This is a genomic window from Nocardia sp. alder85J (assembly GCF_020176955.2).
Lineage (GTDB): Bacteria > Actinomycetota > Actinomycetes > Mycobacteriales > Mycobacteriaceae > Nocardia.
On sequence record NZ_JAIUCZ020000003.1, the window covers coordinates 368,235 to 394,735 of the forward strand.

The 26,501-nt window shown below is 71.7% G+C and carries 24 protein-coding genes; 10 read left to right on the forward strand and 14 right to left on the reverse strand.

Annotation, left to right across the window (positions count from 1 at the left end; translation table 11 throughout):
• Positions 1-30: 30 nt before the first annotated feature.
• From LBW94_RS12880 to LBW94_RS12895, 4 genes are all read right to left on the reverse strand, one after another.
• A complete protein-coding gene (locus LBW94_RS12880) occupies positions 31-693 on the reverse strand; it encodes an MspA family porin (RefSeq protein ID WP_225054296.1) in 663 nt (220 codons plus the stop codon).
• Between the two features lie 581 nt (positions 694-1,274).
• Positions 1,275-1,838, reverse strand: coding sequence for a C40 family peptidase (locus LBW94_RS12885; RefSeq protein ID WP_225054294.1), 564 nt, complete (start codon positions 1,836-1,838; stop codon positions 1,275-1,277).
• A gap of 229 nt (positions 1,839-2,067) precedes the next feature.
• A complete protein-coding gene (locus LBW94_RS12890; RefSeq protein WP_225054292.1) occupies positions 2,068-3,186 on the reverse strand; it encodes an amidase family protein in 1,119 nt (372 codons plus the stop codon).
• Positions 3,183-4,265, reverse strand: coding sequence for an acetamidase/formamidase family protein (locus LBW94_RS12895; protein ID WP_225054291.1), 1,083 nt, complete (start codon positions 4,263-4,265; stop codon positions 3,183-3,185). The genes LBW94_RS12890 and LBW94_RS12895 overlap by 4 nt, the downstream gene beginning before the upstream one ends.
• A gap of 332 nt (positions 4,266-4,597) precedes the next feature.
• On the opposite strand from LBW94_RS12895, the gene LBW94_RS12900 reads away from it, so the two are divergent.
• The 3 genes from LBW94_RS12900 to hpxZ are packed head-to-tail and all read left to right on the forward strand — an operon-like array spanning position 4,598 to position 6,827.
• Positions 4,598-5,890, forward strand: coding sequence for an amidohydrolase family protein (locus LBW94_RS12900; protein ID WP_225054289.1), 1,293 nt, complete (start codon positions 4,598-4,600; stop codon positions 5,888-5,890).
• The gene (locus LBW94_RS12905) at positions 5,883-6,440 is read left to right on the forward strand and encodes a DUF1097 domain-containing protein (RefSeq protein WP_225054287.1); all 558 of its coding nucleotides are present in this window, start codon (positions 5,883-5,885) and stop codon (positions 6,438-6,440) included. The genes LBW94_RS12900 and LBW94_RS12905 overlap by 8 nt, the downstream gene beginning before the upstream one ends.
• Before the next feature lie 3 nt (positions 6,441-6,443).
• Positions 6,444-6,827 carry an oxalurate catabolism protein HpxZ gene (gene hpxZ, locus LBW94_RS12910; RefSeq protein WP_225054286.1) on the forward strand — a complete coding sequence of 128 codons (384 nt, stop codon included), beginning with the start codon at positions 6,444-6,446 and terminating at the stop codon, positions 6,825-6,827.
• Between the two features lie 118 nt (positions 6,828-6,945).
• Here the strand turns inward: hpxZ and LBW94_RS12915 are convergent, their stop codons facing one another.
• From LBW94_RS12915 to LBW94_RS12955, 9 genes are all read right to left on the reverse strand, one after another.
• On the reverse strand, positions 6,946-7,893 hold the full coding sequence (locus LBW94_RS12915) for a DMT family transporter (RefSeq protein ID WP_225054285.1): 948 nt from the start codon (positions 7,891-7,893) through the stop codon (positions 6,946-6,948).
• Positions 7,894-8,171: 278 nt separating this feature from the next.
• On the reverse strand, positions 8,172-8,891 hold the full coding sequence (locus LBW94_RS12920; protein ID WP_225054284.1) for an FHA domain-containing protein: 720 nt from the start codon (positions 8,889-8,891) through the stop codon (positions 8,172-8,174).
• Positions 8,892-8,914: 23 nt separating this feature from the next.
• The gene (locus tag LBW94_RS12925; RefSeq protein ID WP_225054283.1) at positions 8,915-9,193 is read right to left on the reverse strand and encodes a hypothetical protein; all 279 of its coding nucleotides are present in this window, start codon (positions 9,191-9,193) and stop codon (positions 8,915-8,917) included.
• Complete coding sequence (locus LBW94_RS12930; protein ID WP_225054282.1) at positions 9,193-10,524, reverse strand: vWA domain-containing protein; 1,332 nt, start codon at positions 10,522-10,524, stop codon at positions 9,193-9,195. The genes LBW94_RS12925 and LBW94_RS12930 overlap by 1 nt, the downstream gene beginning before the upstream one ends.
• On the reverse strand, positions 10,521-11,888 hold the full coding sequence (locus LBW94_RS12935) for a PP2C family protein-serine/threonine phosphatase (RefSeq protein WP_225054281.1): 1,368 nt from the start codon (positions 11,886-11,888) through the stop codon (positions 10,521-10,523). Before LBW94_RS12935 ends, LBW94_RS12930 begins: the two co-directional genes overlap by 4 nt.
• Positions 11,885-14,314 carry a serine/threonine-protein kinase gene (locus LBW94_RS12940; protein ID WP_225054280.1) on the reverse strand — a complete coding sequence of 810 codons (2,430 nt, stop codon included), beginning with the start codon at positions 14,312-14,314 and terminating at the stop codon, positions 11,885-11,887. The genes LBW94_RS12935 and LBW94_RS12940 overlap by 4 nt, the downstream gene beginning before the upstream one ends.
• Positions 14,311-15,489, reverse strand: coding sequence for a hypothetical protein (locus LBW94_RS12945; RefSeq protein ID WP_225054278.1), 1,179 nt, complete (start codon positions 15,487-15,489; stop codon positions 14,311-14,313). Before LBW94_RS12945 ends, LBW94_RS12940 begins: the two co-directional genes overlap by 4 nt.
• A gap of 7 nt (positions 15,490-15,496) precedes the next feature.
• Positions 15,497-16,465: a glutamate ABC transporter substrate-binding protein gene (locus LBW94_RS12950; RefSeq protein WP_225054276.1), complete on the reverse strand. Its 969-nt coding sequence runs from the start codon at positions 16,463-16,465 to the stop codon at positions 15,497-15,499.
• Positions 16,462-17,673 (reverse strand): hypothetical protein, encoded by a 1,212-nt coding sequence (locus LBW94_RS12955; protein ID WP_225054274.1) that lies wholly within the window; start codon positions 17,671-17,673, stop codon positions 16,462-16,464. Before LBW94_RS12955 ends, LBW94_RS12950 begins: the two co-directional genes overlap by 4 nt.
• A gap of 272 nt (positions 17,674-17,945) precedes the next feature.
• Between LBW94_RS12955 and LBW94_RS12960 the strand changes: the two genes are divergently transcribed.
• From LBW94_RS12960 to LBW94_RS12980, 5 genes are all read left to right on the forward strand, one after another.
• Positions 17,946-18,617, forward strand: coding sequence for a phosphoribosyltransferase (locus tag LBW94_RS12960; protein WP_225054271.1), 672 nt, complete (start codon positions 17,946-17,948; stop codon positions 18,615-18,617).
• A gap of 54 nt (positions 18,618-18,671) precedes the next feature.
• A complete protein-coding gene (locus LBW94_RS12965; RefSeq protein WP_225054270.1) occupies positions 18,672-19,892 on the forward strand; it encodes a cytochrome P450 in 1,221 nt (406 codons plus the stop codon).
• 58 nt (positions 19,893-19,950) lie between these two features.
• On the forward strand, positions 19,951-20,538 hold the full coding sequence (locus tag LBW94_RS12970) for a TetR/AcrR family transcriptional regulator (RefSeq protein WP_225054268.1): 588 nt from the start codon (positions 19,951-19,953) through the stop codon (positions 20,536-20,538).
• A 49-nt stretch (positions 20,539-20,587) separates the two neighbouring features.
• On the forward strand, positions 20,588-21,337 hold the full coding sequence (locus LBW94_RS12975) for an RluA family pseudouridine synthase (protein ID WP_225054266.1): 750 nt from the start codon (positions 20,588-20,590) through the stop codon (positions 21,335-21,337).
• Positions 21,338-21,579: 242 nt separating this feature from the next.
• On the forward strand, positions 21,580-22,359 hold the full coding sequence (locus LBW94_RS12980) for a metallophosphoesterase (protein ID WP_225054265.1): 780 nt from the start codon (positions 21,580-21,582) through the stop codon (positions 22,357-22,359).
• Positions 22,360-22,366: 7 nt separating this feature from the next.
• Here the strand turns inward: LBW94_RS12980 and LBW94_RS12985 are convergent, their stop codons facing one another.
• Complete coding sequence (locus tag LBW94_RS12985) at positions 22,367-23,434, reverse strand: AraC family transcriptional regulator (RefSeq protein ID WP_225054263.1); 1,068 nt, start codon at positions 23,432-23,434, stop codon at positions 22,367-22,369.
• 125 nt (positions 23,435-23,559) lie between these two features.
• On the opposite strand from LBW94_RS12985, the gene LBW94_RS12990 reads away from it, so the two are divergent.
• Positions 23,560-25,737: an ABC transporter ATP-binding protein gene (locus LBW94_RS12990; RefSeq protein WP_225054262.1), complete on the forward strand. Its 2,178-nt coding sequence runs from the start codon at positions 23,560-23,562 to the stop codon at positions 25,735-25,737.
• Positions 25,734-26,471, forward strand: a complete 738-nt coding sequence (locus LBW94_RS12995; protein ID WP_225054260.1) for an energy-coupling factor transporter transmembrane component T family protein — start codon at positions 25,734-25,736, stop codon at positions 26,469-26,471. Before LBW94_RS12990 ends, LBW94_RS12995 begins: the two co-directional genes overlap by 4 nt.
• The last annotated feature ends 30 nt before the right edge of the window (positions 26,472-26,501 follow it).

Below are 26,501 nucleotides of genomic sequence, written 5' to 3' on the forward strand. Positions count from 1 at the left end.
CGGCCCCGGCTGGAACCGGGAACGGCGAACTCAGCCGAGGCTGAAGGGCTGGCCGTACAGGGTGGTCTTGGAGTAGTCGTCACCGATGATCTCGACCACGACCACCTGCCGGGCCTGCGCATAGCCCGCGCAGCCCTCGACGGACAGCTGGGAGTCCTGGTAGTCGACGTGATAGGTGCCGGTGTGCGGCAGGTCCTTCTGGTCGATGGTCACCCACGTGATCTCACCGGGCTTCAGCGGCAGCGACAGCGAACCGGCCAGGCTGGGGGCGCTGCTCAGCGCCGCCGACATCGAGGTGCTCAGGCTGCCCAGGGAGACCTGGCAGCCGACGACGTAGCCGACAGTTAGCTCCGAGGTGCCGTGGGTCGACGAGTTGTTGGTGCCCGTGCCGCCGGCCGCGCCGTTCCACGGGCCGGCGGCGCCGTCCGGGGTGTCGACGTCGGCGCTGACGTCGCCGGAGACCCACACGTTGCGACCGGCCCCGTTACCCGCCAGCGACGGTGAGATGAGCGCATGTTCGCCGCGCGAGTCGATGACCGCGCCGGCGCCGTCGGTGTGCCCGTCGGTCAGCGGCACGAAGGTGTCCGCGTTCGCGGCGCCGGCCGCACCCAGGCCGACGGCGGCCGTGGCGGCGAGCGCCACACCGGCGGCTCGTCTCACCCAGGCCACGCCGGCATCACGATTGACCCGCATTGATCGTTCCCTCACTGGTTCCGTCCGCACGTCTCACGGCAGCCGAGACGTATCCGGTGGCGCGTGTATGCATTCATTCGCCACAGTCCCCACCGGCTTCATAGCCAAGGCGAATCACGCGCACCAGAACTGAAAGCTAATGGATGAACCAGATCTCGTTAACGTAACTTTCCATGAATGAAAGCCGATACACAGCCTTTACTCCAGCATTGGCAAACTTTCGGCACATATTTTCATTCATTGCAAACACCCTGGCCGGAGCAGTTCCGGGCGGTCATCGTCGGAATCGGCCCGTGCAGCGAGCCGATCGCCGAGCAGCTGCCGCCGGGCGGCCGGCCGGCATCCGACCACCCAGCGTCTGCGGTAATCGACGGCTCACCGCAACGACCATCGGGCCCGTGCGCGTACCCGTCGGGAGGCTGCCCCTCATAGCCCTCCGGCGGGTATGCGGCTTTTCACCGGACACCTGTGCAATATTCGCCGCGCACTACCGCGAAGGTGTCCGATCAATGGCCATTACTTGGACATAGCTATGCCCCGGCAAACTTCATGGAGCTCGCCGGGGCAGGGCCGTGGATGCTTCAGAAACGCCGGGCGCCGGTGACCGGCATGTCATCGATGGGCGACAGCACCACACCGCGGGCGCTGGTGGAGGCATGGATCACCTGGCCGTCGCCGGCGTAGATGGCGGAGTGGTCCCCGCCGTAGAAGGACACCAGATCACCGAGCCGCAGCTCGTCCAGCGACACCGGGGTGCCCGCCGCGAGCTGGTCGTAGCTGGTGCGCGGCAGTTCCAGGCCGGCCTGCTCGTACGACCACACCAGCAGGCCGGAGCAGTCGAAGCTGTCGGGGCCGGTGTCGCCGAATCCGTAACTCGAACCGATCTTGGAGCGGGCCGCCTCCACGGCCACCTCCCCGGCCGTCCGCTGGTGCAGCCACGGCAGCGAATCGGTGAACGGGGCGAACGGGTTGTCGAGCCAGCCCACGGGGCGGACACCCGGCGACGACTTCCCGTGGGCCGTCACCTGTCCGGTGGTCAGCAGCAGGGTACCGATCGCGCAGATCACGACCAGTGCCCCCGCCAGCACGCACCAGAGCACACGCCGTAGGCGGCTGCGACTTCGACCTTCTCCGGTTTCTGACATGACGCGGTCCTCCGATCCTCGTTCGAGCGCCGGTGGGCCGCACGAGAAGTACGCACAACGCGCGGACTCCCACCCGGGCTTCTCGATCAATTACGAAAACATCCGGTGATCTGTCAGTCTGCGAATCCGTTGCCATCTTTCGCGGCGACACCCGGGAACACGAGGACAACACGGGGACAGGTGATAACGAAACAATAAACAATTGAAATATCGCAGATCTCGCGACGGGCTACCGGAGCAGGTCCGCCAGCGTGAAGAGGGTCTCGTCGTGACCGGGGGCGGCGATGAGCGACAGCCCCAGCGGCAGGTCGTCGAACCGGGCCACCGGCAGGCTCACCGCCGGTGCGCCGAGAATCGGGGCCAGACAGGTCAACCGGACCACGGCCGCGCGGGCCACGCCGGGATCGTCCAGCGGCGGCGCCGGATACGGGGTCGCGGGCAGGGCCAGCACCCGATCGGCGGCCAGCCCCCGCAGGATTCGATCGGCCGCGGTCCGCAGCACCGCGCGCGCCTCGAAGGCCATGGTCGCGGTCACGTCCGCGGCCAGGTCCAGCCGCGCGGAGACGTTGCGGCCGAAGATCGGCCGCTCGCGGCGGATCCAGTCGCCGTGGCTCGCCCACACCTCCGCCGCCTGCACGGTGGTGAAGGCCGCCCGCACCCGATCCCAGCCGCCCGGCTCGAACAGCGGCTCGGTGGACAAGGTCAGGCCCGCGCCGACCAGCCGGGTCAGGGTGGCGCGCAACACCTCCCGGACCGGCTCCGCCACCGGGATGTCGGCCGGCCACCACACCGTGCGCGGCCGCTGCGCCGCGCCCGCGCCGGACAACAGCAGCTCGGCGCCGGCGCGCAGGGTCGGCAGGTCCCGGGCGAGCAGCGCGGGCACATCGAACGACGGGGCCAGCGGCACGATGCCGGCCCGCGACACGCGAGTGTGGGTGGGGCGCAGTCCGAACAGGCCGTTGTAGGAGGCCGGCACCCGGATCGAGCCCGCGGTGTCGGTGCCGAGCCCGAGATCGGCGAGCCCGGCGGCGACCACCGTCGCGGTACCGCTGGACGACCCGCCCGGCAACCGGCCCGGGGCGACCGGATTCTCCGGGGTGCCGTAGTGCGCGTTGGTACCGGTGAGGCTGTAGGCCAACTCGTCGGTGTGGGTCTTGCCCACCACGCGGAATCCGCGCCGCAGCCGGACCACCGCCTCGGCATCCTGCTGCGGGATCGGATGGGTGGCCAGCCAGCGTGGATTGCCCGCGCCGGTGGGCATCCCCGCCACGTCGACCACGTCCTTGACCGCCAGCCGCAACCCGGCCGGCGCCGCCGTCACCGGCAGCCAGGAGACGAACCCGTTCACAACCCCTCCAGATCACTCTTGCGCAGGCAGCAGTGCACGCCCTTGACGATGTCGACCACCTGGGAGATCCGGAAATCCGCGGTGGCGGACAGATAGGCCAGGGCCAGCGGGGCCGGGACGCCGTGCCGCTCACCGAGAAAGGCGATCGCGTTGCGGGTGGCCCGCGCGACGGCCGCGTCGAGATCGGTGTCCAGGCCGATCACCAGGTGATCGTCGCGGGTCTCGGCGAACGGGGTCGCCAGGGTCGCGGCGAGCTTCCGCATCGCCGGGTCGTTGTGCAGGCGCAGCCGCAGCGTGGCCCGCAGCGGCGCCTCGAACGCGGTCAGCGCCACCTCGCCGTCGCCCATCGCGAAGTGCGGATCGCCGGTGTAGAAGAGGGCGCCCGGAACCTGCACCGGCAGAAACAGTTTGGCGCCGACGCCGAGCATCCGGATATCCAGGTTGCCGCCGTGCGGGCCCGGCGGCACCGAATGCACCGGCCGGTCGGTGGCCACGGCGACGCCCATGATGCCCAGGAAGGGGTTGAGCGGGAAGCGCAGCGCACGGCCGTCGCCGAGGGCGATCACCCCGCGCTCGGCGGTGTCGACGGTCGCGACCGTGCACACCGGCGGCACCGGATCGGCCGGATCGTGTCCCACCGGCGGCAACGGATATTCGCCGGGCAGCGCGCCCTTGCCGTGCCGATTGCTGATGACGCCGTAATCGGTCCGGCGGGCCAGCGCCAGCACCTCCACCTCCAGCACATCGCCGGGCCGCGCGCCGCGCACGGCGATCGGGCCGGTGATCACGTGCGGGCCCTGCCGGGCCGGGTCGTGCGTACCGGAGGCGGCGACGGCGGCGGTGTCGGACAGGATCCCGGTGATGCCCACGGCGGCGAAGAAGGCGGCCGGATCGCGGCCCTGATCCTCGAGGATGCCCTCGTGGCTGATGGTGTCCAGGCACACCACGGTGCCCGGATCGACGGTGCGGACCGGCCGGGACGTCGCATTCGGCAGCAGCCCCCAGGCGATCTCGTCCGGGTCGGCGGAGAGGTAGAGGTCGCCGGGGGTGGCGCCGACGCCCGGTTGCAACAGCATCATCGTCTTCCTTCGCTCGCGCGTGGCCCGGCTGCGGTATGCCCTTGCCACCCGATCGCCGGGAGGGTCGGCGGCAGCGGCCCCATCGTCCGGATTATTGGTATACCGCTAACCGTTCGGAGTCCAGTTTTTCCTCGTTGCCGAAAGTTCGCCACAAATCGCCGGACAGGCGCCTCCACCGGCTGTATCCCAGCTCGTGTGCCACCCGGGCCGGTCCGCAGCAAACTTTTCGGCCCCACGGAGAGCAGTTCGTAACACCGCCGACAAATTTCCGGCGGGAGTGGGCAACACGCGGCTCATATACCAATGCTGCCCTGCTCTCACGGGAGGTTCTCATGGCGGATCTGGTACTCCGCACGGCCCGCATCGATGACGACACCGGATATGTCGACATCGCGATCAGTTCGGGCCGGATCACCGACATCGGCCCCGGGCTCGCGGTATCCGGCGATATCGAGATCGACTGCGCCGGGCGTGTCGTCATCCCCGGGCTCGTCGAATCGCATCTGCACGTGGACAAGGCCCTGCTGGACCGGGAGCGTCCCAACCCGGACGGCACCCTGGCCGGCGCCATCGCGGTCACCGGCGAACTCAAACGCGGATTCACCCGGGCGGCGGTGCTCGATCGCGCCCGGCAACTGCTGGACCTGGCGATCGGCAACGGCACCACCGTGATCCGCGCGCATCCGGACGTGGACCCGATCGTCGGCACGCTCGGCGTGAACGTACTGCTGGAGTTGCGGGAGCAGTACCGCGATCTGCTCGACCTCCAGATCGTGGCCTTCCCGCAGGAGGGCATCCTGAAGGCGCCCGGCACGCTGGACCTGCTGCGGCGGGCGCTGCGCGACGGCGCCGACGTGATCGGCGGCTGCACCTACAACGAGCGCGACCTCGCGGACTGTCACCGGCACATCGACCTGGTCTTCGAACTCGCCGCAGAGTTCGGGGTGCCGGTCGACATGCACGCCGATTTCGCCGACGACGCCGCCGATCCCCGCTTCGCCCTCGCCGATCACATCGCGGCGGTGACCGAGCGCACCGGGATGTCCGGGCGGGTCACGCTCGGGCACATGACCTCGCTGGCCGGGCGGCCCGGACCGGAACGACGCGCGACCATGGCCCGGCTCGCCGCCGCCGGGGTCGCCGTGGTGCCGTTGCCGGCCACCGATATGCATCTGGGCGGGCGCGGCGACACCGTCGCCGTGCGCCGCGGGATCGCGCCGATCCGGGAGCTGTGGGCGGCCGGGGTCACCACCGCCTGTTCCTCCAACAACGTGCGCAATGCCTTCACCCCGTACGGCAATGCCGATCTGCTGGACATCGGCCTGTTCCTGGCCCAGACCTGCCATCTGTCCGGGACCGCCGATCTGGCCCGGGTGCTCGACATGGTGACCGGCGAGGCGGCCCGGGTCGTCGGGATCGCCGACCGGCACGGGCTGCGGCCGGGCGCCACCGCCGATCTGGTGGTGCTGTCCACCGAACGGGTCGCCGACGTGCTGCTGGACCGGCCCGACCGCTGCTATGTGATCAAGCGCGGCCGCATCGTCGCGCGCACCACCCGCACCCGAGAACTGCTGCGCCCCAGCACCTCCCCCGATACCGAGACCGGAGTTCTGTCCCATGCGTGACCGCATACCCCACGAAATCGTCGCCTCCGTCCTGGCCGGGCTGACCGCGTTCATCGGCGGCACCGCCTGGAACCTGCCGCCCTGGGCGATCTTCGTCAGCTGGGCGGGCACCTTCGCACTGGGCGGTCCGTCCCTGATCAACGCCCGGAAACTGTGGTTCGCGATGCCCGCCGGATCCACCTTCGCGATGCTGATCGTGATCGCCGATCAGCACATCGGCACCGCGTTCGGGCATTCCCGGTTCGCGCAGGACGCGATGCTGGCGCTGATCATCCTGGTGATCAACAGCGCGCTGATGTACACGGGCCGGATCAGGTATTTCGCGCTGATTCCGGGCATGTTCTTCGGATTCGCCTCCTATTTCGCCACCTTCTTCGGCGGCTTCGGCTTCCACAGCGGCAATGTGCTCGCGGCCTGGGTGTCGGTGGTCGCAATGAACTTCCTCGGACCGATCTTCGCCTACCTGTCGACGAAACTGGCCTTCCCCCGGCCGGTCTCCGCGCCGAGCGCCGCCCCGGCCGCGCCCGGCGCCGTCGCGGAAGCGGTGTGACCGATGATCGTCAACGATCCGGCCGTGGTGGCCGAGGTGCGGACCGCCTTCGAACGCTACGAGAAAGCGTTGGTGGGCAACGATATTCCGGTCCTGGACGAACTGTTCTGGGAGGCCGACGAAACCGTGCGGTTCGGCGCCTTCGAGGAGCTGTTCGGCCGCGACGAGATCCGGGCGTTCCGGCAGGCTCGGCCCGCCCGGGGCCTGGACCGTACCCTCCGCCGCACCGAGATCGTCACCTTCGACGACACGTTCGCGGTGGTCAGCACCACCTTCACCCGCGAGGGCGTACCCGGTGTGGGCCGCCAGTCGCAGGCATGGGTGCGGCTGCCCGAGGGCTGGCGCGTGGTGGGCGCCCATGTGTCGCAACGGAAACCGGTGGACTGAAGCGGATCGGGTGCTGCGCGGCGACCGGCGGTGGGCCGCCGGCCGATCGGTCACGCCGTCGGTGCGGCCGTCGCGCACCTGTCGTGACGGCCGCACCTTCCGGACTATCGCCGGGGAATCACCCGGCGTGAGGCGGAATCGGGTCGGTCCCGGCGTGCGAACCGGACCGGTCGCCGCGGGCGCTGAGGCCGACGGTGGCGGTCAGGAGTGCCGCGCCGCACCAGCCCAGTGGGGTGAGCCGGTCACCGAGCAGGACGGCCGACAGCACCGCCGCGGTCAGTGGCTCCAGCAAGGCTGCCAGTGACGCGAAAATCGGTGCTGCGGTGCGCAATCCCCGGAAGTACAGGGTGTACGCCAAGGCCGTGGGCACGGTGCCGAGATAGAGGGCCGTGGCGAGCGTCGCCGGGTGGAACGACAGCGACAGTCCGGAGACGGCCGCGATCGGCACCAGGACGGCACCGCCGAGCACCATGCCGAACGCGGTGGTGGGCAACGGTGCCAGCCCCGCCACCGGCGTGGCGGTGAGCAGGGTCAGCGTGGCGAAGCCGAGCGCACAGGCCAGCGAGAGGCCGAGGCCGGCCGCCAGACCGGCGCCGGTCACCGCCACCCCGGGCGACCAGGTCAGCAGGACCAACCCGGACAGTGCCGCGGACAACGCCGCGACGGTCCGGCCACCGGGCCGCCGCCGGGTCCGGGCCAGGGTGCCCAGGGTGACGAAGACCGGCATGGCGCCGATCGTCACCATGGTCGCCAGACTGACCGAAACATAGTGCACGGCAGCGAAATAGCAGCCCTGGAACTGGCCCAGCAGAACGCCGGTGAGTAGTACCCGGCGCAGCGCCGCCGGGGTGCGCGGCAGCCCGCGCAGCCCGCCGGACACCGCCAGATACGCCACGGCGCAGCCGCCGCCCAGCAGCAACCGGAGGCATGCGACCGCCACCGGTTGCAGATGCGCCTGCGCACCCAATCGCGCACCGGCGAGACCGCCTGTGCCCCAGAGAATTCCGGCCACCATGAGGACCGGTGCGGAACGGTCGCGCGAGCGCGCGACAACGTCGACGAACATGTGGATGTGCTCCTGCGTCGAAGGACAGAGGGTATCGACGACGCGGGGCGATGGGCGACGATCATCGTCGCGGGTACCGGATGCCCGGACGGGCGTGGAAGAGGCCGGTACAGAAAAGAAGCCGGACGGCTATCGCCGCTCGGCCCGGAGAATCGCCCCGCTCAGAGCGCGGGCGGCGGGGTGATGCAGAACAGTCGATGCACGGTGTCACTCTAACACCGGCGGCGGATCGGCCCGGCCGTCCAGGCCGGGCCGATCCGCCGGGTGATCCGGCCGCGCTACGACTCGACGAGGCCGATGGTGATGGTGGTCCAGCCGCCGACGTGGATGCGGTCGCCGGGCTGCAACGGGATCGGGATCCGGGCGGGGATCAGATCGTCGCTGCCGTTGAGGCTGGTGCCGTTGGTGGAGCCGAGATCGGTGATGGTCAGGCCGGTCTCGTCCACGTGCAGGCGCGCGTGGGTACGGGAGACGCCGATGTCGACCGGGGCGATGCCGAGGTCGATCTCCGGCAGCAGCCCCTGCGACACGCTGTGCTTGCCGATCAGGAAATCGTTGCCGTACAGCGCGATTCGTCGTTCCGGGTAGTACCCCGGGAATTCGACCCGCTCGGCATCCGGGCCCTTGCGGGTCAGCATGCGCTGATAGAAGTCCTGGTCGGCCGACACGGTCGCGATCCACACCTGCTGTGTGGCAGGCGCTTCCGGTTCGGCGACGGGCTCCGGACAGGCGACGGTCTCCGGCGCTGCGGTGACCGGGTTCTCGCCGGTCCAGTCCGGGACGGCCATCACCATCGTGTCCCCGACCGGCTGCGGCGGCGCGGGCAGCGCCGAATCATGGCCGCATTCCTCGCAGAACCGGCCGGAGATCGGTGCCTCGCAGGACGGGCACCGGGCCGGTTCCGGCGCTACCGCGGTCGCGGCCACCACCGTCACCGCCGCCCGATCGCCGGCGAGCGCGGTGCCGCACACATCGCAATAGTCGGTGGCGGTGGACATATGCCCATCAGGACACTGCACCATCACGCCTCCTGTGCCCTGCGGGACACCCGCACCCGATCGGCACAACGAGCCGCTGCGCGATTGCCGCTCATCATGCCCAGCACCCTGCGGGACACCCGCACCCGGTCGGCACCATGAGCCGCTGCGCGATTGCCGCTCATCATGCCCAGCACCCTGCGGGACACCCGCACCCGGTCGGCACCATGAGCCGCTGCGCGATTGTCGCTCATCATGCCCAGCACCCTGCGGGACACCCGCACCCGGTCGGCACCATGAGCCGCTGCGCGATTGTCGCTCATCATGCCTCCGGGGACTGGGACGAGGGTTTGCGGATCCTGGCCGTCTTGGTCGAGCGGGCGTCCAGTGCCTTCTCGTCGAAGGTGTCGATGGTGCGGCGCAGGCGGACGGTGCCGGTGTGGTCGTCGACCTCGACCACGCCGCGCAGCAGTTTCGCGGTGTTGTCGTTGCCGGATTCGGCGGCGAGTTGCACGGCCCGTTGCAGTTTGGCGGTCGCGGTGGACAGGTCGCCCTGTTCGCGCGCGGCCAGGCCCTCCTGGATGTTCTGGGCCAGTTCGGCCTGACCGGTGTAGTGCGCGACGCGGCGATTGATCCGGGTGGACAGCTCGGTGTCGGCGGTCCAGACAGCCTTCACCAGGCCCTGGCCCAGTACCTCGGCGCCGGCGACCACGCTGATCCGGGCCGCCAGCTTCTCCCGGCCCACCGGGGCCGGTTCCAGGCGCACCTGCACGTGGTAGTCGCGATCGTCGCTGCCGCCCCAGGCGCCCAGCGAGTACTCGCTCAGCTGGGGCCCGGCCTCGGTGCGGGTCAGCTCGGTAAGATCCGGGGCCACCTGTTTGACGAATCGCACCACGGCGCCGGCGGGCGTCCACACCCGCAGCGTGAGCTCGGGGACCGACTTGCCCATCGACGCCTGCATCATCGCCGCGAATTCCGCGGCCAGTTCCGCGGGTTGGCGCAGCACGTCGAGAGTGCCGTTGAGCCCGAACGCGATCGAGCGCAACTCGTCGACGACGTAGCTGTCGCCGACCCCGCGGCAGTCGACGCTCAGCTGCCCCTGCGAGGCGCCGATCTCCGCCGCCAGCCGCTCCGGGCTCTCGTGCTCGTTCTTGCCGTCGGACAACAGGATCGCGTGCGCGATGGTGCCCGGATGTTGCAGTGCGATCTGCCGGGCCAGGCCGATCCAGGTGCCCATCGCGGTGCCGCCGTACGGGCGCAGCCGATCCATCTCCAGCCGGGCCTGGCCGCGGATGGTGGCGCCGGCCGGGAGCAGCGGGCCGCGCCGCGGGAACACCACCTGCGCCTCGGCGGTCCCCGCCACGACGGCGAACAGCGTTCCGTCGGTGATGGTGTCGATGGCGGCGAAGGCCGCACGCCGGGCGCCCTGGAAGCGGTCGCCCGCACCCATCGAACCCGAGCAGTCGATGATGATGATCTCCAGCCGCTGCGGCGGCGGGGCCGCGGCCGCGAAATCCGCGTCCGCCTCGACGGTGATGACGGCGTCGACGGTGTCCGCGCCTTCGGCCAGGTACTGGTTCTGGTCGATGGTGACCGAAATACCGTGCCCCGCACCGGCTCCGCTCAGGCCCGATCCTGCGGTATCCGTACTCACCCGTGCTCTCCTCCCGTTCGCGACCAGGGTGTGGTCGTCGCGTGCGGCCGACCCGGCAGGGGCACGGGCACCAGCGCGACCGTGATGTTGTCGCTGCCGCCACCGTCGAGGGCGAAATCGACCAGCGCGTGCGCCGCCGCGCCGGCGGCCGTCGCGGTGGCCACCATCGCCAGATCGTCGGCGGCGGGCAGGTAGTTCCACAGCCCGTCGCTGCACAGCAGCACCACGCCGGGCCCGCGCACCCGATGGGTGTGCACCTCGGTGGTGGCGGCGGAATCGACGGAATCGGCGCCGAGCCAGCGCACCAGCGCGTGCGCCCGGGGATCCCGCATCGCCGCGGCCTCGTCGAGTTGCCCGGCGGCGACGACCAACTGTGCCCACGAGTCGTCCACGGTCAGCCGCCGCGACTGCGCCGACTCCGATCCGGTCAGCCAATACCCGCGACTGTCACCGACATTCGCGACCGTGACCTCGTATTCCACCGGCTCGGCGGCCTCGCGGCCGGGTGCGGCCTCGGCAGCCGCCCGTTCCGGCGCCACCCCGGCTTCCGGATCCGGCAGCGCCACGAAATCCGTTCGTTCCGAGGACATCTCGGCCGAGTACTGCCCGATCGCAGGGCCCGCGTCCGGCTGCGGCGCTCCGGAATCCGGCCCGTCCCAGCCGTTCTCGGCGCCGGCTTCCGGCACCGGCTCGACGACCGGGAATTCCGGCATCGTCGCGACGTCCGCGCGGGCCGGGGCGCGGCGCACGACGGCCGAGACGTAGGTGCAGGAGGGGGCGTTGTGATGGCCGCCCGCGGTGGCGCGGACCGCCTCGAAGGCCGCGTCCAGGCCGATCCGGGTGGCCTGCACCGGATCCCAGCCCGCGGCCAGGGCGGCCACGATACCGTCGACGCCGCTGCGGGACGCCGCGCCGGAGGCGGCCTGCGGGTCGGAGGAGGTGGACACGCCGTCGCACAGCACGACGATCGCCACCGGGCCGGCGGGGTTCGCGGGGTCTGCGACGACCGTGGCCGCGACGGCGTCCTCGTTGTGCGCGTGCACCTTGCCGCGGTGAGTGCTCAGCTGTATCGCGCCCAGATCGGCGGAGCCGGCGTCCGGCGGGCTGCGCAGTTCACCGCAGCCGGCGCAGTAACCGTCGGCGTCGAAACCCGTACCGCCGCAACCGTCGCAGGGCGTGGCGGCGGCCGCGGCGGTCAGCGGCAGCACCGCGTAACCGGTGACGGCGGCGGCCGGCGGCGGCGGGGTCGGTGCGGGCGGATCGGCGGTCGCGCCCAGATCCCGGCCGCAGTTCTCGCAGAACCGATCGGCGGGCCCGGCGATGTCGGACCCGCAGGCGGGACACCGCCTCGTCGCCGCGGTCACAGGACCGACCTCGGCCGGATCTCGTTGGCGCGCTGCACGAGTGCGAAGCGGCCCCACATGTCGCCGGTGTCGTGGGCGACGGCGCGATAGCACGACTCCAGCCCCGCGCGGACGCCCGCGAGGTCGAAGGGGTTGCCCAGTAACGGCGCCGGCCCGGCCCGATGTCCGGCGGCCAGCCACCGCAACGACGTCTCCAGCACCAGTGAGCGGACCGCGGCGGTACGACGGGTGGAGTCCAGGACCAGCCGGGCCACCCGTTCACCGCAGTCGCGCAACAGGTCCTCGGTGACCTCGGCCGGATCACGGTCGTACAGCAGCGCTTCCACGGCCGCGATGCGGGCCTCCGCGTACAGCGCCGAGGACGGCTCGACCTCGTCGAGCACGGCCACCGCACCGTCGCGGTCGCCGGCCGCGCGGCGCAACCGGGCCAGGCCGAAGGCGGCGGCGACATGGGCGTGGTCGGTGCGCCACACCGTCTCATAGCCACGCCCGGTTTCGGCGTCGGGCTCCGCACCGACGGCGGTGCGGCCCAGTTCCGAGGCCACGGCCAGCGCCAGCTTCGGCGCCGCCTCACCCGGCAGCGCACTGTAGACGGCATCGAATTCGGCGGCGGCGGAGTCGAACTCGCCCGCCACCAGGCGGGCCGCGCCACGGAACCAGGCCAGCCGCCAGTCCGCGCCGACGGTGGCGGTGAGTTCGCCGATGCGGCGGTGCGCCTCGGCGGCGGCGCCGGCCTCGACGGCCGCCCGGATCAGCCGCAGCGGGATCTCCACCGAATCGTCGCTACCCCCGGCCAGCGCGGTCTCCAGCTCGGCGACCGTCGTTTCGGTGGTGGCGGCCAGCAACGCGGCGCCGGCGTCGGAGGTGTCGACCAGCGGCACCGGCAGGGCCGCGACGACCTCGCGGGGCAGGGGTGCGGCGGCGATGCCGAACGGCGCGCGCGGCGGCCCGAAATTGACCGGCCGCTCCGGCGGCCGCGGGTGGCCGTCGGTGGTCGCGAGCACCTCGCGCAGCACCCCGGTCAACTGCTCGGCCAGCTCCTCGACGGAGCCGAAGCGCGCGTCGGGGTCGAGATCGGTGGCCCGCAGCAGGAATCGGTACAGGCAGTCGTGGTCGGCCAGCAGCGACTCGGTGTCCGGACCGGGCAACTCGGCGAAATGGCCGCCGCGCTGCGGCACATTCATCATCAGCACGGCGAGGGTGCGGCCGATCGTATAGACCTCGGAGGCGACGGTCGGGCCGGTGCGGGCGATCTCCGGCGCCTGATATCCGATGGTGCCGTAGATCGGGCTGTCCTCGTCGTCCAGCGCGATCACCGCGCCCAGATCGATCAGCTTCGGCTGCTCCGCGGTCAGCATGATGTTGCCCGGCTTGAAATCACAGTAGGCCAGCCCGAGACCGTGCAGATAGCCGAGCGCGGGGAGGATGTCGAGTACATACGCGATGGCCTGGGCGGGTGGTAGATGAACGTCCCCCGACTCCAGCCGATCTCGTAACAGTTGATCCAGCGAGGTGCCACCGACATACTCCATCACGATGTAACCGACTGTGACACCGTCGGATCCGGTGTGTTCCACGAAATTGAAGATCTTCACGATATTCGGGTGCTCGACCTGCGCCAGGAACCGGCGCTCCGCCAGCGCCGCCGCGATCGCGGCGGGATCGGCCGTGTTGAGCAGTCCCTTGAGCACCACCCAGCGATTGCTGACCTTGCGGTCGATCGCGAGGTAGATCCAGCCCAGCCCGCCGTGCGCCAGCGCGCCGGCGACCTCGTACTGGTCGCCGACCAGGTCACCGCGGGACAGCTTGGGTGAGAAGGAGAATCGGGTGCCGCACTGCGCGCAGAAGCCCGCGGTGCGGCCGGGCCGATCGTCCTGACCGCGTCCCACCGGCTGCTCGCACTTCGCACAGAACCGCTTCGACTCCGGCACCTGCGGATTCGCGAGCACGGCGGTGGCGGGGTCGACGCGCGGCACCGGCGGCACCTCGACCAGCCCGGCGCCCAGGCGATTCCGCCGGCGCCCCGAGGTGGTCCGGGTACGCATCGTCCGGCCGCCGGTCGCGCCCGCCGCCGTCGCCACCGTACCCGTCGGTGCGCCGGGACCTTTCGGCGCGGCAGCGGTCGCAGCTCCGTCCGGCGCGGCAAATCCCCGCGGCGCGGCGGCAGTCGCGTCCCCGTCCGGTGCGGCAGGTCCTCGCGGCGCGGCGGCGGTGGCATCCCCGCCCGGCGCGGCGAGACCTTTCAGGTCGGCGGCGGTCACCGAACGGCGCGGTGTGGCGGTGCCTTTCGGGGCGGCGACGGCGTCCGGGACGTCCGGGGCGGCGGAATACGCCGGTGGCCCCGGATCATTCAGCGGGGCGGTCCCGCAACTGTCGCAGTAGCCGTCGACGATCGTTCCGGTGCAGCCGGTTTCGCGGCAGTTCATCCCTGCCTCCCCGATTTCTCCGCGATGATCTGCTGATAATCGGCGACGGCCCGGGTGACCGCCGCCAGATCGCAGGGCCGCCGGGCCAGCAGGCCGGTGGCGATCCGGTGTGTGGACAGCACGTCCCGGTCCTCGCCGAATCCGAGCCGGGCCGCCTTTGCCTGGTAGGCGGTGAGCCGGCCGTGCAGTTCCGAGTGGCGGTCGAGCAGGCCCTGGGCCAGCTGTTCGGCGGCCGCGACGGCCCGCGTCGCGGCCTCGACGCGGCGGCGCAGTTCCAGCAGACCGGCCGCGGTCACGGCGGTCGCCGGCCCGGCGGCCAGCGCGTTCAGATCGGCCGTCGGGGTGACGGTGGGGTCGGGGTGCCGCGGTAATGCCGCGGTGAGGATGCGCTCCTCCGCCTCGGCGCAGATCCGGGCGGCCTGCGCGGCGGCGGTGCGCAGCGCCTCGATCCGGGCACGGGTCTCGGCGAGCGCGGCGGGCCAGTCGGCGGTCATCGCGCGCAGTTCGGCCAGCCCCGCGGCCTCCCGGCGGGTCCGCTCGGCCAGGGCGGTGATCCGCTCGTCGACCTCGGCCGGCCGCAGCGACAGCGGATCGGTGCCGGAGCGGGCCAGCAGTTCCGCGACCGCGGCCGCGATGTCGGTGAGTTCCGCGGTGACGCCGCCGCAGCGGTCCAGTTCGGCCTGCACCGGCGCCAGACCGGTCAGCACCCGGGTGTTGACCGCGTCGACGGAGTCCAGGAATTCGGCGATCGCCGGGAAGGTGTGGCGCATCCGGTCCAGGGTGTCGGCGATGCCGACGAACAGCACCTGCTCGCCGGGCCCGGTCAGGGTGCGCTGCGCCAACGGGATCGGGGTCCGCGAGACCTCGTGCGGGCGCTCGCGCAGCAGCCGGGTCAGCTCCGCGCGCTCGGTGTCGGTGGGCCGGTGCCGGCGGGCCCGGATGGCGCGGGCCTCCTCCAGGATGGTCTGGACCCGGCCGAAGTCCTCCCACATCAGGTCCAGTTGCTGCCGCACCGGCGTCCAGCGCCGCGCGGTGGTCCCGGCGGGCGGAAATCCGCGCAGCAGCGTCAGGCCCGGATGTTTGTCCAGCTCCAGCAGTGTCGCGGTGACGGCGTCGATCTCTCTTCCCCGCGAGGCGAGTTCGGTGTCGATCTCGGCGACGGTCAAGGCGTACATCGTCGCCTCAATCGCTGTAGCGGGCGGCCGGCGGTCCCGGCGACGGGCCCAGGGGCGTGAGGTTCGCGGCGTACATGCGCTGCCAGGTGCCGTCGCCGCGGATGCGATCGAGCACGCCGTTGACGAACCGCACGAATTCCGGTTCGCCCTTCGGCACCCCGACCGCGTACGGCTCGAAACCCATGGCGTCACCGATCAATTGGAGATTCGGATCCTGCGCGGCCAGGCCGGCCAGGATCGCCTCGTCGGTGCGGACCGCGTCGACCTGGCCCTGTTGCAGTTCGACCAGGCAGTCGGTCCAGTTGTCCACGCCCTGCACGATCGGCGGATTCTGCATCGCCAGCAGGGGCGCGGTGGAATCGGAGCCGAAGGTGACGCACACCCGCTTCCCGGCGAGGTCGGCATTGGACCGGATGCCCGAACCCGACGGGACCAGGATCCGTTGCGGCGCACGGTAGTACACGCTGGAGAAGTCGACGTCGCGACGGCGGTCGCAGGTCACCGAGAAGGTACGGACCACGAGGTCCACCTGCCCCTTCTGGAGCGCCGGCACCCGTCCCGCGGTCGAGACCGAGCGCAGCTCCACCTTGTTCGGATCGCCGAACAGGTCGCGGGCGATCTCCCGGGCCAGATCGATGTCGAAGCCCTGCAACTGCCCGGTGCTGGGATTGCGGTACCCGAACAGATAGGTGTTCTGGTCGACGCCGACGGTCAGGCGGCCCTTGGCCAGGATCCGGGCCATCACCGAATTCGGTGGCATGGCACCGGGTTGCGGCTGCGGTCCGGGTCGCAGGCTGGCCTCGACGTCACAGCCGTTGTCCACCGCACCGAAATCGGTGACCGGGTGCGCGCCCGGTGGCTGCGGCTGTACCGCCGGCGGCATGGTCGTCACCGGTACCCGGGTGTCCACGCCGCATCCGGCCGCCAGCACCGCGGTGGCGGCCAGTACGGCCGCCCACAGTCGCACGGCACTCACAGGAACTCCTTCAGCCGCGGCCACAATCCGCCGACGGCGGCGATGGCCGCGAACACCATCAATCCCAGTGTGCCAAGATCGCAGCCACTCCAGCTGTCCCCACCGTCGCCGATATCGGCACGGAGGTGGTTGCGGCTGTCGGCGATGGCATCGCGCAGGGAACCGTCGAGGTCGGTGAAGCGCTTGGCGGAGGTGTCCGGGCCGCCGCCGATGGCCTGGTCGACCGCCGCCAGATAGTTGGCGGCGTTGTACGCGTTGACCTGGAGTTGATGCCCGTCCAGCCAGCGCGCGAGCTGCTGCGGCATCGGTGAGCCGGTACCCGCGGCGGCCGCCAGCTGATCGCGCAGCTGGGTGGTCTTGGCCTTGAAATCGTCCTCGGGCGCCTGGGTGTCGCCGCGGGTGATCAGTTCCAGGGTCTCGTCGGTGCGGGCCTGCTGCGCCAGAATCCGTGCCCGGGCCAGGTTCTCGGTGCGGGCCGCGGTCCCGCCCGGTCCGCCGTCGATGGCGCCGTGCGCCGCGACGGTCGCGACCACGATCCACCCCAGGGCCAGCACGGCCGCGGCGGCCCCGGCGACCAGCCCGAGATTGAACAGTCGATTGGTGCGCCGCAACAGGATCCGGGAGCAGGCGACCACGCCGCCGAGCACCAGCACCAGCAGGACCACGGTGATCCAGGGCGGCCGGGTCAGCACGCGCTGATCGCCGCGCACCGCCGCGTACCGCTGGGTGGTCAGCTGGGCGGCGGTGGGCAGCAACGAATTCTGCATCAGGGCCGAGGCCTCGCGCAGATAGGCGGAACCGACCGGGAAGCCCTGGCGGTTGTTGGCCCGCGCCGATTCGACCAGTCCGGTGTAGGTCGGCAGATCGGCGTCGATGCGGGCGACGATCTGCCGGGTGGCCGGATCGCCCACGCCGCCGGTCGCCGCCGCCAGCGCGTTCGCGGCATCGGTCAGCGACTGCTGATATTGCGCTCGGATCTGCGGTGATTCGACGCCGCCGGACAGGAATGCGCTGGCGGCGGAGGCATCCGCGGCCGACAGCGCCACGTACAACCGCTGCGCCGCGTCGGCCAGCGGCTCCTCCCGCTGCAAGGCGGCATCGCGGCGACCGGTCCGGTCGTTCAGCTCGTTCGCCCCGACCAGCCCGGTGACCAGGCACAGCAGCACCGCCCCGAAAGCGACCGCGACGAGTACGCCGGGTGTCGTCACGGCGAAACGCCGTAACCACCGAGTACCGGTCCGCAGTGATCCCGGCAGTCGAGGTGCCAAAATCGCCCCTCCTCCCGTCGTCACGCTATCTCGCCCAGGATCGTACGGGAGCCGAATCGGTATCGCGCGACGATCATTTCCACCGCCGGGACCCCGGTGAACCCACCCGTTTCCGCGCGCACCGGCCGTCATCGCGCGTAGAGTTGCGAGCTGACTTCCCGGGCCGGGCATGGTGGCCCTCAGTTTTCCGCAACCGACACCTGGTGAAACGCATGCCATTTCTCGACCGTCACGAGGCCGGCCGCCGACTCGTCGAACGCCTGCGGCCCTTTCGCGGGCCGGAGGCGGTCGTCCTCGGCTTGTCCCACGGTGGGGTGCCGGTGGCCTACGAGGTGGCCGCGGCGCTGCGGCTGCCGCTGGATGTCGCGGTGGTCCGCCGCTTGGCGCCCGGCCCGCAGCGGCAGGCGTTCGGCGCCGTCGCGGAGTCCGGGGTACGGGTGATCGACCACGAGCTGGTCCGGCGCGCGCTGATCGATCCGGCCGAGCAGAACCGGGTCGAGCGGCTGGCCCGGGAGGCCGTGCGCAGCGATACCGCCCGCTTCCGCGGCGGCCGCGACCGGCTGTCCATGGCCGGGCGCACCGCGGTGATCGTCGACGACGGCGTGACCACCGGCGCGACCGCGAAGGCGGCCTGTGCGCTGGCGCGGGTGCGCGGCGCGGCCCGGGTGGTGTTCGCGGTGCCCGTCGGGGCCTGCCGGCCGATCCTGGAGCTGGCCGGTCACGCCGACAACGTGGTGTGCCTGGAGACGCCCGCGCTGTTCCACACCCTCGGCCAGTGGTACCGCCACTTCGACCCGGTGCCGGCGCCGCTGGTGTGCGAGTTGCTCGATCGGGCGGCCGGACGACCGGCGGCCAGCCCCGCGACGCCGACCCCGCCGCGCTGAGCACACGTGAAACACGTTCTAGACAAGGGTCGCCGGGTGTCCTACCGTCGATACATGCACGGCGATGTGTCTCACGAGGTTCGGTTCGAATTGCGGTCCGGCGCCGGCTGGCACGACCCCTGGCTCATGTATTCGGCGCTGCGCGAACATGATCCGGTGTATCACGTGGTGCCGCCGGACCGGCCGGACGAGGACTACTACGTGCTGTCCCGGTACCGGGACGTGTACGACGCCGTGCGCGATCCCGAAACCTTCTCCTCCGCATCGGGTCTCACCGTCGACTACCAGGACCTCGGCGAGATCGGGCTGGGCGAGAACCGGCCGTTCGTATTCACCGATCCGCCCGATCACACCGAGTTCCGCCGCCGGGTCGCACAGGGGTTCACCCCCCGGCAGGTGCAGGAGATCCTGCCCGCGGTGCGCGAATTCGTCGTCGAGCGGATCGAGCGGCTGCGCGCGGCCGGTGGCGGTGACATCTCGCAGGAGCTGTTCAAACCGTTGCCGACCATGGTGGTGGCGCACTATCTCGGTGTCCCCGAGGCGGATCGGACCCGCTTCGACGCCTGGAGCCACGCCATCGTGGGCGCCTCGGCCACCGGCGCGCTCGCGGGGGCGCAGCAGGCGGTCGGCGAATTGGCCGGATACTTCACGGAACTGGTCGAACGCCGCCGCCGCGAGCCCGGCGACGACACCATCTCCCATCTGATCGCCTCGGGCCTCGGCACGGACGGCGACGTGGGCGGGCTGCTCCGGATACTCGGGTTCGCCTTCACCATGGTGTCCGGCGGCAACGACACCACCACCGGAAACCTCGGCGGCGCCGTGCAACTGCTGACCCGGTTCCCGCGACAGCGGCAACGGCTGATCGACGATCCGGACCTGATCCCCGGCGCGATCGACGAATTCCTGCGCCTCACCTCACCGGTCCAGGGCCTGGCGCGTACCACCACCCGCGACGTGGAACTGCACGGCGTGACCGTCCCGGCCGGTCGCCGGGTACTGCTCCTCTACGCCTCGGCCAATCGCGACGAACGCGAATTCGGCACGGACGCAGCCGAACTCGACGTCACCCGGAATCCGCGTGGCATCGTCAGCTTCGGCCACGGCAACCACCACTGCCTGGGCGCGGCCGCCGCCCGCATGCAGGCCACCGTCGCGCTGCGCGAACTGCTCTCCCGCTGCCCCGATTTCACCGTCGACCCGGACGGGGTCGAATACGCCGAGGGCAGCTACGTGCGCTGGCCGGTCCGAGTACCCTTCCGGGCCACCGCATGAACGGCGAGGGGCGGCGGCCGATCACGCGGGCCCTCCGGTCACGCGCGGTGGGTACCCCATGAGCGGCTGGCTGAGCGAGGAGCACTCGATGCGGGCGGCCGAGCGGATCCTCGACGCGGCCGCCGCGGTGTTCGCCGAGCGCGGGGTGGCCGCCACCCAGATGGCCGACATCGCGAAGGCCGCGGGCTGCTCGCGCGCCACGCTGTATCGCTACTTCGACAACCGGCACGCGGTGCAGCGGGCCTTCGTGCACCGCTCCGCGCGCCGGGTGGGCACGCTGGTGGCGGCCGAGATCCACGGCATCGACGACCCGCCCGCCCGGCTGGTGGCGGGCGTACTGGCCAGCCTGCGGACCGTGCGCGCCGATCCGCTGCTGATCGCATGGTTCCGGCCCGGTGACGCCGGTCTGGCCCTGGAGCTGGCGGAGACCTCGACGGTGGTGACCGACATCGCGAACTCACTGCTGCCGTCCGCGCCCGCCGACCCGGCCGAACCGAGCCTGGCCCACTGGCTGACCCGGGTGATCGTCTCCCTGCTGACCGTCCCCGGCCGCACCGAGGACGAGGAGCGAGCCATGCTGGAACAGTTCATCGCCCCGCTGATCCGCACCCGAGCCCGCCCGCGGACCGGCCACCGCCGCGACTGACCCGGACCGGCACCGCCACCGGCCCGGCCGCCCCTCTACCCTGATCCCGGTGGAGATCAACTGGCCGGAGCTGCGGGAACGGTGCCGGGTCGAGGAGGACGAGGCGATCCTCGCACTGAACAAACCGGCCGGGATCTCGGTGACCGGCGAGCGGCACGACACCGACATCGTCGAGGTGGCCGCCGCGCACGGGGAGACGCTGTATCCGGTGCATCGGATCGACAAGGTGACCTCCGGGCTGGTGCTGCTGGCCAAGGACCTCGCCGCGCACGGGCAGCTGACCAGGCAGTTCAACAAGCGCACCGTGGACAAGACATATCTGGCGATCACGGCCGCCGCCGGGCTGCCGGAACACGGCGTGATCGAGTTGCCGTTGAGCGTCGGCCGCAAGAACCGGGTGCGGATCGCCGCGCCGCGCGAGCGCATCGTCCGCGACGGCGACACCTGGACGGTGGCCCCGCAAGACCTGCTGGCGGGCCGGAACTATCCGTCCCGCACCGAGTTCGGCGTCCTGCACCGCACGGCCACGCACACCGTGCTGGCGGTGCGGCCGATCACCGGGCGGCGCCACCAGATCCGGGTGCACCTGGCCTGGATCGGTCACCCCATCGCCGGCGATCCGCTGTTCGACCGGTCCGAGACCTACCGGCGCACCCATCTGCACTCCTGGCGGCTGCGCCTGGACGCGCCCTGGCGCGACGCCGAGCTGGCGCCGACGGCGGAGCCGGGCCCGGACTTCTGGGCCACCGGCGCGGACCCGATCACCGCGGACCCGGCCACGATCCTCGGCGCGGCCTGACGATCTGCGCACCGCACCGGCGCGGTGTGGTGTGCTCGGGGGCCGATCCCACGCGTATGCCGGTCCTGGGCGCGGTGATGGCGGCCCGGCGGCGCGGAGCTTCGCGGCCCGATTCATACCCGGTGGCTATATTCGGTGGCGTGTCTCATGAAGACGCGGGCTCGTCCGGAGCTCTAGCCTGGGAAGGTGCCGGGACCGGCACGTTCGGGCGCAATGGCGCGATCGGAGAGAAAGTGGAGCCGATGATCCTGTTGGCGCAGCTCAGCGACACCCACTTCGACCTGTACGAGCACAATGCCGAACGCGTCGAGCGGGTGATGGCGTATCTCGCCGACCTGCCCCGGCGCCCGGACGCGATCCTGGTGACCGGTGACATCACCGACACCGGCGAGCCGGGCCAGTACGAACAGGCCCGCACGGCACTGCTCGCCGACGTGCCGGTGTACTTCCTGCCCGGCAACCACGACGACCGGGCCGCCCTGCGCGAGGTGCTGCTGCGCGAGCCGCCCACCACCGGGGCCCTGAACCAGGCGCTGCGGCTGGACGGGGTGACGGTGGCGCTGCTGGACTCCACGGTCCCCGGCTACAGCGGTGGCACCCTCTCCGACGCGACGCTGGCCTGGCTCGCCGACCTGCTGCGCGAGACCCCCGCCACGGATGCGGTGCTGGTCGCCCTGCACCACCCGCCGTTGCCGATGTACAGCACCGTCGTGGACCCGATCCGCCTCACCAATCCGGATCCACTGGAACGGCTGGTCGCCGCCGACGACCGGATCGTGGGCGTGATCAGCGGGCATATGCACGCCATGGGCACCACCCTGTTCGGCGGGCGACCGCTGGTCGTCGCACCCAGCGTGGCCTCGCTGATCGGCGGGGTGTGGGAGGTGGCCCGGCCGGGCCAGGTGCCGATCGACTACGGGCCGGACCCGTCGATCCTGCTGCACGTGATCGAGGACCACCGGCTCACCTCGATCGTGCGCACCGTGCCGATGGGCGGCTGGATCGGCGTGCAGCCCCGGTGAATCCGGCTCACCCGGCGACGCCGGCCCGGTCGCGGCGGTAGGCCGACGGGGTGCCGCCGGTCCAGCGCCGGAACGCGTAGATGAAGGTGGACGCCTCCGCGTACCCCAGCCGGATGGCGATATCGCTGACCGAAAGCGGTGTGGCGCTGAGCATCTCCTCCGCCAGGGTGTGGCGGACCTCGTCCAGCAGCGCCCGGTAGCTGGTGCCCGCGTCCACCAGGCGGCGCCGCAGCGTCCGGGTGCTCATATTGAGATCCCTTGCCACCGAATCGATTCCGGGCGGAGCGGCGAATCCGTCGGCGCCGCCGCGGGGTACCAGCCGGCCGCGCACCTCGGCCGCGATGCCGGTGCGGGCGCGCCGCCGGTGCACCAGCTCCCGGCACTGCGCCAGGCACATGGCCCAGGTGTGCTCGTTCGCCTGCGGCAGCGGCCGATCCAGCGACGCCGGATCCATCACCAGCACGTTCCGCGACCGTCCGAAGCGCGGTCGCACCCCGATGATGTCGCTCAAGCGATCGGCGTAGTCCGGCTCCGGATAATCGAATTCGGCCCGCAGCAGGGCGGGCGGATGGCCCAGCAGGTCGGTCATCACCTGATGCATGGCCAGCACGTCGCGCTCGACCAGGAACCGCCGCACATCGGCGGGCACCCGCTCGGCGTGCACGTATGCCACGTATTCGCCACCCTCCCACCGGGTCACGGGGATGCAGAAGGTGAAGCTCAGCTCCAGATAGCGCAGCGCGAACGCGATCGCCTCGCCCAGGGTGGGACTGGACACGCAGGCGAAACCGAAGATCCCGAAGGTGGTGATCCGATACCGCCGCCCGACCGCGACGCCCAGATCCGGCAGCGCGCCACCCAGCGCCCGGACCAGATTGCGGATCACCGCCAGTTCGGTGCGGGCGTCGATCTGCGCGTTCGGATCCGCCAGCGCCCGATCGGTCAGCCCCGTCCCGCGCAGCATGCGGGCCGGCGACACACCGTGCTCGCCGGCATAACCGACCATCAGCGCGGCACTGGCCACCCCCCTCGGGAAGTCCCAGTCCCGCACATCCGCCAGTTGCACCGTCGCCATCCGCCGATTATGGCCGGAAATACCGATTCGCTGAGCCGGTTCGGCGCACTCCGTCGCGGTGACGGTGACAACCCCGGCATCGCGGCACCGGTCCGTACCGCACGGCGACTGGCAGACTTGACCACGTGACCGCTGTATCCCCGGTCGGCGACGGCCTGCCTCCCGCGCACGGCCCGCTGCGTCCGATCGAGCTCGCCACCGGCGCCGTACTCGGCGGCGTCACGGTGGGGCTGGTGACCATCGGCTCGGTGATCCCGTTCGCCGCGGCATTGCAGCTGGTGGCGGCCGTGCCGATGGGGTTGCTGGCGCAGCGCTACCGGCTGCGGGCGACCATCGCCGCCACCGTGGCGGCCACCCTGGTGACCTTCGTGGCCGCCGGGGTGGTGTCGGCGGGCACGGTGGTGTCGGCGGCGACCATCGGCGGGATTATCGGCACCGTCAAGCGACGCGGCGGCGGCCCGGCGGCCGTGCTGGGCCTCTCGATCCTGGCCGGGCTCGCCTGGGCAGCGTTCTCCGTGGGCACGCTGCTGCTGTTCACCCAGTCGCGGGCGCTGCTGTTCGACAACATTCGCAACGCGTCGCGCGGGGTGGCGAACCTGGCCGCGCGGGAACCCCGGCTGCAACCGCTGGGCGACGACGTGGCCCACCTCACCGACCTCGCGCTGCGCTGGTGGTGGGCGCTGATCGCGGCGAGTGTGCTCGGCGGCGTCCTCGCGGCGGCGATGTTCTCCTGGTTCGTGCTGGGCCGGGTGCTGGACCGGCTGGAATGGCTGCCCGGCCGGGATCTGCTGGCCGCCCCGCCCGACGACCGGCCGGTCGAACCGTTGCCGGTCACGCTGCGCGACGTGTCGTTCCGCTATCCGGGGGCCCGCGCCGACGCGCTGTCCGGCATCGATCTGACTGTCACCGTCGGCGAGTTCGTGGCCGTGGTCGGGCACAACGGCTCCGGCAAATCGACGCTGACCCGGGTGCTCGCCGGGCGGCCGCCCAGCACCGGCGCCGTGGACCGGCCGGGCTCCGCCGGGCTCGGCCTGCTCGGCGGCACCGCGCTGGTGCTGCAACGCCCGGAGAGTCAGACCCTCGGCGTGCTCGTCGCCGACGACGTGGTGTGGGGGCTGCCCACCGCGGCGGCCGCCGACGTCGACATCGAGGGACTGCTCGGGGAGGTGGGGCTCGGCGGACTCGGCGGCGCGGAGACGGCCACCCTGTCCGGCGGGCAGCAGCAACGGCTCGCGGTGGCCGCCGCGCTGGCCCGCCGCCCGGCCCTGCTGATCGCCGACGAGGCCACCGCCATGATCGACCCCGAGGGCCGCCGCGACCTGGTGGCCCTGCTGTCCGACCTGCCCCGGCGCCACCCGATGGCGGTGGTGCTGGTCACCCACCACGAGGCCGACGCCGCCGCGGCCGGCCGAGTGGTGCACCTCGCGGAAGGCCGCCAGGTCGACCGCCTCCCGGCCTGGCCGCGCCCCACCCTGCACCGCCGCCCGGCGCCGTACGACGGCGGGCCGCACCATGGCAGGGCCGCGGGACGGTACGGCGCGGCTGGCGGTTTCGCGGCTCCCCCGCTGCTGGAGCTGCACGAGGTACGGCATACCTACGATCGCGGAACGCCTTGGGCCGCACCGGCATTGCACGGGGTCGAGCTGACCGTGCGGCGCGGGGAAGCGGTGCTGGTGGTGGGCGGCAACGGGTCCGGGAAGTCGACGCTGGCCTGGATCATGGCCGGGTTGATCGTGCCGACCTCCGGCAGTTGTGTGGTGCACGACGCCGGTGGGGCGCATCCGGTGCATCGGCGGATCGGGGCGGTGGAGCTGGCGTTCCAGCATTCCCGGTTGCAGTTGCAGCGGCAGACGGTAGGCGCCGAGATCGCGGCCTGGGGGCGCGGGGCCGGATCCGGCGCGGTCGGGCGCGCACTGGACGCGGTGGGGCTGGACCGGTCGCTGGCCGGGCGGTCGGTGGAGGAGTTGTCCGGCGGGCAGGCCAAACGGGTGGTGCTGGCCGCGATCGTCGCCGCCCGCCCGCAACTGCTGGTGCTGGACGAGCCGCTGGCCGGGCTCGATCCGCAGGGCCGCACCGAGGTGGTGGAACTGCTTGCCCGGCTACGGGATTCGGGACTCACCCTGATCGTCATCTCGCACGACGTCGAGGAGGCGTCCGTGCTCTGCGACCGCACCGTCCACCTGGAGGCCGGTCGCATCCTGGAAACCGCGGCCGACACCGCACCGGCCGCCGCGGCACCGCACCCCGGGCCCGCCTGGACGACGCCGCTGCACCGCCCCGACGCACTCGGAGGACCACGATGAGCGCGGTGATCCTGCGCGAGGTACCCGTCGACAGCCCGGTGCATCGACTCTGGGCCGGTACCAAGATGATCGGCGCCTTCGCGATCAGCGTGCTGCTGATGTTCCAGCCCGGCTGGCCCGGGCTCGGGGTGATGGTGGCATTCCTGATCGCCGCCGGGCTGCTGGCCCGGCTGCCGCTGGGGACGCTGCCGCGGCTGCCGTGGTGGTTCTGGGCACTGCTGGTGGCCGGGGGCCTGATCAACGTTCCGGTCGGCGGCGTGGCGGTGGTGCGCTACCTCCAGGTGCTGGTCTTCGGGCTGGTGTTGCTGGCCACCTCGTTCCTGATCGCCTGGACCACGCCGATGGGCGATATCGCGCCGGCGCTGGCCACGCTCGGCGCCCCGCTGCGCAAACTCCGTCTGCCCGTGGACGAATGGGCGGTGGTGGTGGCGCTGACCCTGCGCGGGCTGCCGCTGCTGCTGGACGAGATGCGCATCCTGCGGGCCGCGCGCCGGCTGCGCCCGCGGGAGAACCTGCTGCAACGGGCCACCGACAATCCGCTGATCGACATCCTCACCGCCGCGATGGCCGTATCCACCCGGCGCGCCGGGGAACTCGGCGAGGCGATCACCGCGCGCGGCGGCACCGGGCAGCTCACCGCGCGGCCGAACGCACCCGGCCGCCGCGACGTATTCGCCCTTGCGGCGGTGGCCGTGGTGTGCGTCGGCGCGGTCGTGCTCGACGTGCTCGCCTGATCCCCCGATTTGTCGAGACAACCAGCGATT

What these genes read in the sequence shown, in the direction of transcription:
- LBW94_RS12880 (WP_225054296.1), bottom strand. Translation starts at nt 693, where the DNA reads ATGCGGGTCAATCGTGATGCCGGCGTGGCCTGGGTGAGACGAGCCGCC.
- LBW94_RS12885 (WP_225054294.1), bottom strand. Translation starts at nt 1,838, where the DNA reads ATGTCAGAAACCGGAGAAGGTCGAAGTCGCAGCCGCCTACGGCGTGTG.
- LBW94_RS12895 (WP_225054291.1), bottom strand. Translation starts at nt 4,265, where the DNA reads ATGATGCTGTTGCAACCGGGCGTCGGCGCCACCCCCGGCGACCTCTAC.
- LBW94_RS12900 (WP_225054289.1), top strand. Translation starts at nt 4,598, where the DNA reads ATGGCGGATCTGGTACTCCGCACGGCCCGCATCGATGACGACACCGGA.
- LBW94_RS12905 (WP_225054287.1), top strand. Translation starts at nt 5,883, where the DNA reads ATGCGTGACCGCATACCCCACGAAATCGTCGCCTCCGTCCTGGCCGGG.
- hpxZ (WP_225054286.1), top strand. Translation starts at nt 6,444, where the DNA reads ATGATCGTCAACGATCCGGCCGTGGTGGCCGAGGTGCGGACCGCCTTC.
- LBW94_RS12915 (WP_225054285.1), bottom strand. Translation starts at nt 7,893, where the DNA reads ATGTTCGTCGACGTTGTCGCGCGCTCGCGCGACCGTTCCGCACCGGTC.
- LBW94_RS12920 (WP_225054284.1), bottom strand. Translation starts at nt 8,891, where the DNA reads ATGTCCACCGCCACCGACTATTGCGATGTGTGCGGCACCGCGCTCGCC.
- LBW94_RS12925 (WP_225054283.1), bottom strand. Translation starts at nt 9,193, where the DNA reads ATGAGCGACAATCGCGCAGCGGCTCATGGTGCCGACCGGGTGCGGGTG.
- LBW94_RS12940 (WP_225054280.1), bottom strand. Translation starts at nt 14,314, where the DNA reads ATGAACTGCCGCGAAACCGGCTGCACCGGAACGATCGTCGACGGCTAC.
- LBW94_RS12945 (WP_225054278.1), bottom strand. Translation starts at nt 15,489, where the DNA reads ATGTACGCCTTGACCGTCGCCGAGATCGACACCGAACTCGCCTCGCGG.
- LBW94_RS12960 (WP_225054271.1), top strand. Translation starts at nt 17,946, where the DNA reads ATGCCATTTCTCGACCGTCACGAGGCCGGCCGCCGACTCGTCGAACGC.
- LBW94_RS12965 (WP_225054270.1), top strand. Translation starts at nt 18,672, where the DNA reads ATGCACGGCGATGTGTCTCACGAGGTTCGGTTCGAATTGCGGTCCGGC.
- LBW94_RS12970 (WP_225054268.1), top strand. Translation starts at nt 19,951, where the DNA reads ATGAGCGGCTGGCTGAGCGAGGAGCACTCGATGCGGGCGGCCGAGCGG.
- LBW94_RS12980 (WP_225054265.1), top strand. Translation starts at nt 21,580, where the DNA reads ATGATCCTGTTGGCGCAGCTCAGCGACACCCACTTCGACCTGTACGAG.
- LBW94_RS12985 (WP_225054263.1), bottom strand. Translation starts at nt 23,434, where the DNA reads ATGGCGACGGTGCAACTGGCGGATGTGCGGGACTGGGACTTCCCGAGG.
- LBW94_RS12995 (WP_225054260.1), top strand. Translation starts at nt 25,734, where the DNA reads ATGAGCGCGGTGATCCTGCGCGAGGTACCCGTCGACAGCCCGGTGCAT.